6 protein-coding genes are annotated in these 6,630 nt (G+C 31.9%); all 6 read right to left on the bottom strand.

All coding sequences use genetic code 11. The features are described from left to right. Nucleotides 1-562: 562 nt before the first annotated feature. The 6 genes from ACWG42_RS12645 to dinB all read right to left on the bottom strand — a co-directional run bounded on the left by ACWG42_RS12645 (nt 563) and on the right by dinB (nt 6,601). Nucleotides 563-1,195, bottom strand: coding sequence for an ATP-binding cassette domain-containing protein (locus tag ACWG42_RS12645; RefSeq protein ID WP_455792841.1), 633 nt, complete (start codon nt 1,193-1,195; stop codon nt 563-565). Then, on the bottom strand, nt 1,196-3,226 hold the full coding sequence (locus tag ACWG42_RS12640) for a hypothetical protein (RefSeq protein ID WP_455792840.1): 2,031 nt from the start codon (nt 3,224-3,226) through the stop codon (nt 1,196-1,198). 69 nt (nt 3,227-3,295) lie between these two features. Beyond that, nucleotides 3,296-3,607 (bottom strand): hypothetical protein, encoded by a 312-nt coding sequence (locus ACWG42_RS12635; RefSeq protein WP_455792838.1) that lies wholly within the window; start codon nt 3,605-3,607, stop codon nt 3,296-3,298. 448 nt (nt 3,608-4,055) lie between these two features. Beyond that, on the bottom strand, nt 4,056-4,718 hold the full coding sequence (locus tag ACWG42_RS12630; RefSeq protein ID WP_455792837.1) for a tRNA1(Val) (adenine(37)-N6)-methyltransferase: 663 nt from the start codon (nt 4,716-4,718) through the stop codon (nt 4,056-4,058). 39 nt (nt 4,719-4,757) lie between these two features. Next, on the bottom strand, nt 4,758-5,363 hold the full coding sequence (locus ACWG42_RS12625; RefSeq protein ID WP_455792835.1) for a stage II sporulation protein M: 606 nt from the start codon (nt 5,361-5,363) through the stop codon (nt 4,758-4,760). 65 nt (nt 5,364-5,428) lie between these two features. Continuing rightward, complete coding sequence (dinB, locus tag ACWG42_RS12620) at nt 5,429-6,601, bottom strand: DNA polymerase IV (RefSeq protein ID WP_455792833.1); 1,173 nt, start codon at nt 6,599-6,601, stop codon at nt 5,429-5,431. Between the last annotated feature and the right edge of the window lie 29 nt (nt 6,602-6,630).

Here is a 6,630-nt window from a genome sequence, read left to right as displayed (position 1 = left end):
ATTTTTTTATGACTTTCACAATATATTAAAAGGGTTATTGCCGTTTTCACTTAACTTAAACTGCAATAACTCCCTTTTTTTACTATTTTTACTTCTTACTGCATTTATTCTGATAATTTACGAAAACTTTTTTAATATCCCTTCCAACTTGAAGCTAATTAAACAAGAAGTATTTACCATCTAACAAGCCATCCATTACTTGATGTATAATGCGTGTTTTCATTTATTGACAGTAAATATGGTTACTTCTACGTTCTCTTGTTTATATCTAAGTAAACTTCGGGTATCAAAATTGACATAATTGTCAATTACATTGTTGGTACATTTTTCTTATCTAAATGTAAGTTGATGTTATATAGTTCTGATCTCTTTTCATTACAGTAACCATCATATAATGGATGATGTCCTGTTCTATGAATGGCAGTTTTCTTTTACATCAAGTATATTTCCTCTGCTTACTAAACATACAAAAATACTAAATATTTCGATAAAAGTGGAAAATATTAAAAAATATAAAAAGCCATTACTCTATCAATAAAGTAATGGCTTTGCGAAATTTATTTTATTTCTTTAGTTCAATAATTGCATCACATTGAGATGCCAAAGAACTATCGTGTGTAACCATAATGATCGTTTTTCCTTTTTGCTTTAATTGTTTCAAGAGAGAGAATATGATTTCCTTATTGTAGGCATCAAGATTTCCAGTTGGTTCATCCGCAAGAAGAATACAACATTTTTTCAATAATACGCGTGCCATAGCAACACGTTGTTGTTCACCACCTGATAAAGAACTTATTGTACGTTCTTCATAGTCTTCTAATCCAACATCATGTAGAGCACCTTTGATTTTCTCGTCTTTATTCTTTTCTTTTTGAATATCCAAGGGAACTCTTAAATTTTGATATACAGTTTCATTATCAACCAATGCATAATTTTGAAACAAAAATGCTACTTCATCTCTCCAAATGTGTGAACGGAATTCCCTACTTTTTATATTTCTATTTTCATGAAATAAAATTTCTCCACTATCAAAATTTTCTAAACCACCTATCATATGCAATAATGTACTTTTCCCACTTCCGCTTTCTCCTGTAATTGCATATAATTTTTCACATTCAAATTCGTAAGAAAAATCATGAAACAAAGTTCTTTCATTGAATTTTTTCGAAATATTCTTTACTGTAATTGCATTCATTTACTCACCACCTTTTAGTTCTAATGCGATTGCATGTTTCTCTAATCGTATAAGCAGATACAGTACAACGGAACTATCAAGCCCAAAAATCATCAGCAATGATAGCATCGAAGCATTTTGCGACATAAATAACAACGCAAATATCCCAAGAATATAGATTGTTAAAAAAATAATCAATGTTCCAGAATAGCGTTCTAGTAAACTTGCTCCATTCGTCTTATAGATGAAAATTTTCTTACGATGCGAACAAATATATGTATATATAAATTGGTATGATAATATAAAAATAGCGATAAGTAAAAATATGAATTGCACAATAGATTGTATTAATTTTCCTTGCAAATCATTTACAACAATTTGTACTAAATCACTTGGATTTCGATAAAAGTAAATATCAGGTATATCGTTCTTATATAACCAATTTTTGTATCGTTTTTCCATACTATCCCCTTTTATATTGTCTAAATTAATAATATAGCGATTAGTTTCATATCCACCATCCACTAGGAAGATTGCATCTTTAATAAATCCATTTGTAGGTATTCCTGCTTTCGCAGAAAACGCAAAGACTTCTTGCCCATCTTTAATTTTTGTAAAGGTGAATACCATTCCTTGAAACATTGGGCTTTCTTTTATCGATTGTATTTGTTCATCGCTCCACTTAGACTCAGGAATTGCAAAAACTGGCTGCATTGTTTGATCTTCACTTAAAAAATTAATTTCATCCCCATTGATATCGACTATTTGATTCTCTTTAAGAAACGTTTTATTAACACGTACTGTATCATCGAATACCATCATCAAATCATAAGCTATCTCTTCTTCAGAAGGTTTTTTGAAATCATATTCATAAACAGTAGGATCTATATACATAGAATCACTTTTCTCTAAAGCGGCTTGCGTATCATAAAATATAGTTGCTAATTCTTCATTTGAAAAATTGAGGTCTGCACGCATTCCATCAAATTGTATTGAGTTCTTAGTCACTTCTAATAAATGCTTTGAAGTTTCATATTCTCCAGAAACTAAAATTATGCTAGAAATCAGATTTGTACAAATGATAGAAGATAGGATAATAATCATGAATTTAACAGCGGCATTCACCACAAGCAACGAACGATTTTGCAAGTGATTACGAATGCCATTTAATATTTGAGATTTTTTTATTAGAACATACAGTACTACATAAAATAACGAGAAACATAACATTTGTAGTATACCTACAATCATCATAAACTTAATGTAATCATTGATTCCACCATCGCTATATAACATGAATCTATAGCAGGTACCAAGAATCAACATCAATATAAGATATAGGCCTACATCCTTACACCAAGCTTCCATAATTATTTTATGCACGGACTTCCCATACAATCTATATACACTTATCTTTCTTTGTCGCAAGGAATAAAGCAGAAGTAATACAACAAATAAAACACTATTAACAACAGCTATGTAGGATAATCCGATTTCCATACTATATGGAAGAAATAATTCTTTTTCATGTGATTGAGTAGAAGCAGACTGTATTTCACCATCTAAATTAAACTGCGTTTTCAGTTGTTCTTTAATTGTGACAAGTACATCTTGATCGAGTGAATATATTACTATCATACCTTCTAAAGCATTTGTATGAGGAGAAAATGCATGAAATTCATATGTATACTTCCCCAATTGATCTCCCGTATATTTCGAAACTGAGTCACCCGAACTTAAATATTTTATATCAGATGAAGAAAATAATGTTTTTTTATATACATCATCATTTGATTTAAAATATATTATAGATTTCGACTGTTTCTGTATAGTGTTTAAAAATGTTACACCTTTTGTATCATTGTCAGCAACGAACTGATAGAGCCTCTTATTCTCTTTTACATCGTTCAAATGTGCTGGTACACTCAAGCTAGCATGATCTTTAAAATAATGATAGTAGTATTGATTTGTCTGGTCGCTATTGGTTTGTCCACAAAAAAAACATTGAAGGAAAATTAGTAGCACGAAAATACTTCTTTTTATAAATTTCATCATTTTCTCTCCTTATCTTAATCATAATAAAACCAAAAAGACACAAGTGCCTTTTTGGTTTTGCCTACTTCATTGATTCCATCTATCATGCGTATGAGAGCCCTTAACCATGTTAGCTAAAGCTGTACTAGCATTTTGATAATTACAGCTTGAATTAACCTTATAAACGTCATTATGTCTAACAAAAGCACATACTGTTGCACTTTGCGCAGAATATCTTGTAGAATAGGTATATCTTGCGTTACCAACTAATGTATCTTTATATTCTACCAGACTATAATGTCCACTATAAAAATAGTTTTCTGCTTTAACTGCTGCTGGGATTATAAACATAAAGCCAAACATTAATACAATAATTACTTTCCTAGATAGTAATTTCATATGTATCTCCTCCCCCTCTTATCCCCTATGATCATACGGATTGTATGCGCTTACATTATATAGTTTGAATGATTATTTGTCAAGTGTATCTGCTTGAATTACGAAATCATAAACTTTAATTTGAAAGTCCGTTTATCACTAAAACCCTGAAACAAGTTAGAGTATAGCAAAATGGATATTAGTTTCCTTGTGATATAAAAAAAGAATTGAATGCATGGCTCTTTTGAATTAACAATAACAATATCCCTTTCAATAAAAAAGGCAGGATATTAAAAACAACTTTTGTCATTGTATTAGAACCAAACTAAAAGATGCAAAAAAAACAAACAAGTAGTTAAATCATTTTCCTCTGTTTATTATTACTTAATTTGAAATATAGTAATTGTCCTTTTTTGTAAATACAAATATGATCCTAAATTTGAACAAGCCAAGACCAAACAATTCGTATTTAACGCTTTACGTAGATACCATTAGCTACATGAGCATTTACTTTTCCATCCTTAACTGCCTCAATCAGTACAGTTATAGCTTCTTCCTTCTGTTCATCATAGACAAATTGTAACGTACGAATTTCTAAACGGTTCTTTCGTAATTCACATATGATTTCAGCGATGCGATTGGCGCGATGCACTAAATAGAACCTTCCCTTTTCATCTAATAAAGACGATACCTTTTGACATAGTTGTGATAACTCTAAATACGTTTCATGGCGCGCTTTACGTAAAGTTTCAGATTCATTCAAATTAGCACCATCATGAACTTTGAAATATGGAGGATTACAAAGAATGACTTGTACTTTTGGTAATGAAGCAGTTTTGAAATCCTCACAAATAAGTTCTACGTTTTCAATATGTTGTTGTTGCATATTATACCTTGCTAGTTCAATCGCTTCCTCTTGAATATCCACTCCATACATAAAAGATGGTTGTTTTCTACTCGCTGCCAATAATAAAGCGCCATTGTTTGTCCCAACATCAAGAACACGTTCCCCTTTTTTGATGGTCATAAACTTCGCCAGAAGTGAAGTATCTGTGTTGATACGAAACATATCTTTGCGTTGATATACGTAGATATCGCTATCTGCAAGAAAATCATACGATAAATTATCCATGCCCTACCTCCTGAAATATCTTTTCATTATACAGGAGAATTACATTAAATTAAAGAGTTTAATACATTCTATTCCAATCGTTGATTTTAAGTAACTTCCTATAAGCACGATTAAAAAACAGATGAAGATATCATTTAGAATCGAGTTTGCAAGTTTTTTGAAATCGAGCTTTTCACGATTTGTACAACTGTATACGATATACATAGACAATTGAATGGCACTCGCAGATATCAGGAAGGTCGCTATGAGATCAAATAGAACTTGTGGTAATAAGGTCATAAAAATACCTGCAATCCCTTTTAGCTGATAGCTAAATACAAACAACGCACATGAAAACCCAATCTGTAAGCCTTTTGTAAACACCACAAAGCTAATCAAAGGGATTCCCGCAAAACTAGTTCCCAATAAAAAAACAAATAGAATAAACAAGATACCTGTGAAAAACTGTGACACGAAGAAGTCATATTTATTGACCCCACTACTCACCGTTGTCAAATACGAAGATAAATGTTTAATATCATTAACATCTATAAAATTCGATAATACAATACCTGTTAATATTCCACACCCAACCAAGATCCCTATATAGAGATACACATTATGATACTTATGAAAGAATCCATGGTATTTATGATGTTTTCTCATGAAATCACCTCACTGTATTCTATGAAAAAAAAGAAGGAGTTTTCCTTCTTTCATCAGACAAAATTCTATTTATTTCGCAAGAGTTCACTCGCTCTCATCAAATGTGCTTGTGGCAATTGGCGATTTAATTCTTTTAAAACATCACTTGCGTCATGCACAATATCTTCTTCTTTTTGGAAGAGGTTGATTTGATCAATTGTTTTCCTTTGGGAAAACAAAGAACCTAGACCAATTCCTAAATGACGTATTTCTTTACCATTGTTATTTTGATCAAACAACAATAAAGCATGTTCTAATAATGTATTTTCATCATTGGTATAATCCGATATGGATTGAGAACGTACAGCATTACTAAAATCAAAGTAACGAATAGAAATGGAAATTAAAGAGCCTTTTAAATCGTCTTCTTTTGCGCGTTTGCTTAGTTGCATGGCCAAACGTTTGAAGACAGTTTTTACTTCATCATAATCGGATATATCTCGATCCAAAGTTGTCGATTGAGAAATGGATTGCAATGTATGATTATAACTTAATTGATTACTTCCATTCCCTCTTGCATTTTGTATCATACCATAGCTATGCTTTCCAAGAAGACTCATTACTTTACTCTCATTTTCAGGATTCGCTAAATCTCCAATGGTCGTAATACCATGTTCCAATAAAAGCGGTACGGTTTTCTTCCCTATCCCAAACATTTCATGGATGCCAAGGGGCCAAAGTTTCTTACTTACTTCTTGTTTACGAAGAATGGTTATGCCCATAGGTTTTCGCATATCACTTGCCATTTTTGCTAGGAATTTATTAGGCGCTACACCTATGCTACAAGGAAGTCTCAAATCTTCATATACACTTTTTTGTATCACCCAAGCTAAATCTAATGGACGTTTATAGGCTTTGATCGCTTCTGTCACATCCATAAAACACTCATCGATACTGGCAGGTTCAATATAGGGAGAAAAACGTCTAAGATATTTAAAAAAACGCTCACTTAATTCTTCATACCAAGCATAACTTCCTTGCACTACCACAAGTTGGGGACACTTTTCCATTGCCATATGAAGCGGCATTGCAGCTTGTACACCAAAAGCCCTAGCTTCATAACTAGCAGTACACACTACACTTCTTCTATTCAATCCCGCAACAACAATGGGTTGACCTTCCAAAGCAGAGTTTTTTAGTATCTCCGCACTTGCGAAGTATGAATTTAAATCAATATGAAAAATTACTCTTCCTGCCATACAATCTCCTTTAATCTATGGGTATAGTA

Source organism: Amedibacillus sp. YH-ame10 (genome assembly GCF_053848885.1).
Note: the sequence above shows the minus strand (reverse complement) of the source record. Positions and strands in the feature narration are given on the sequence as shown.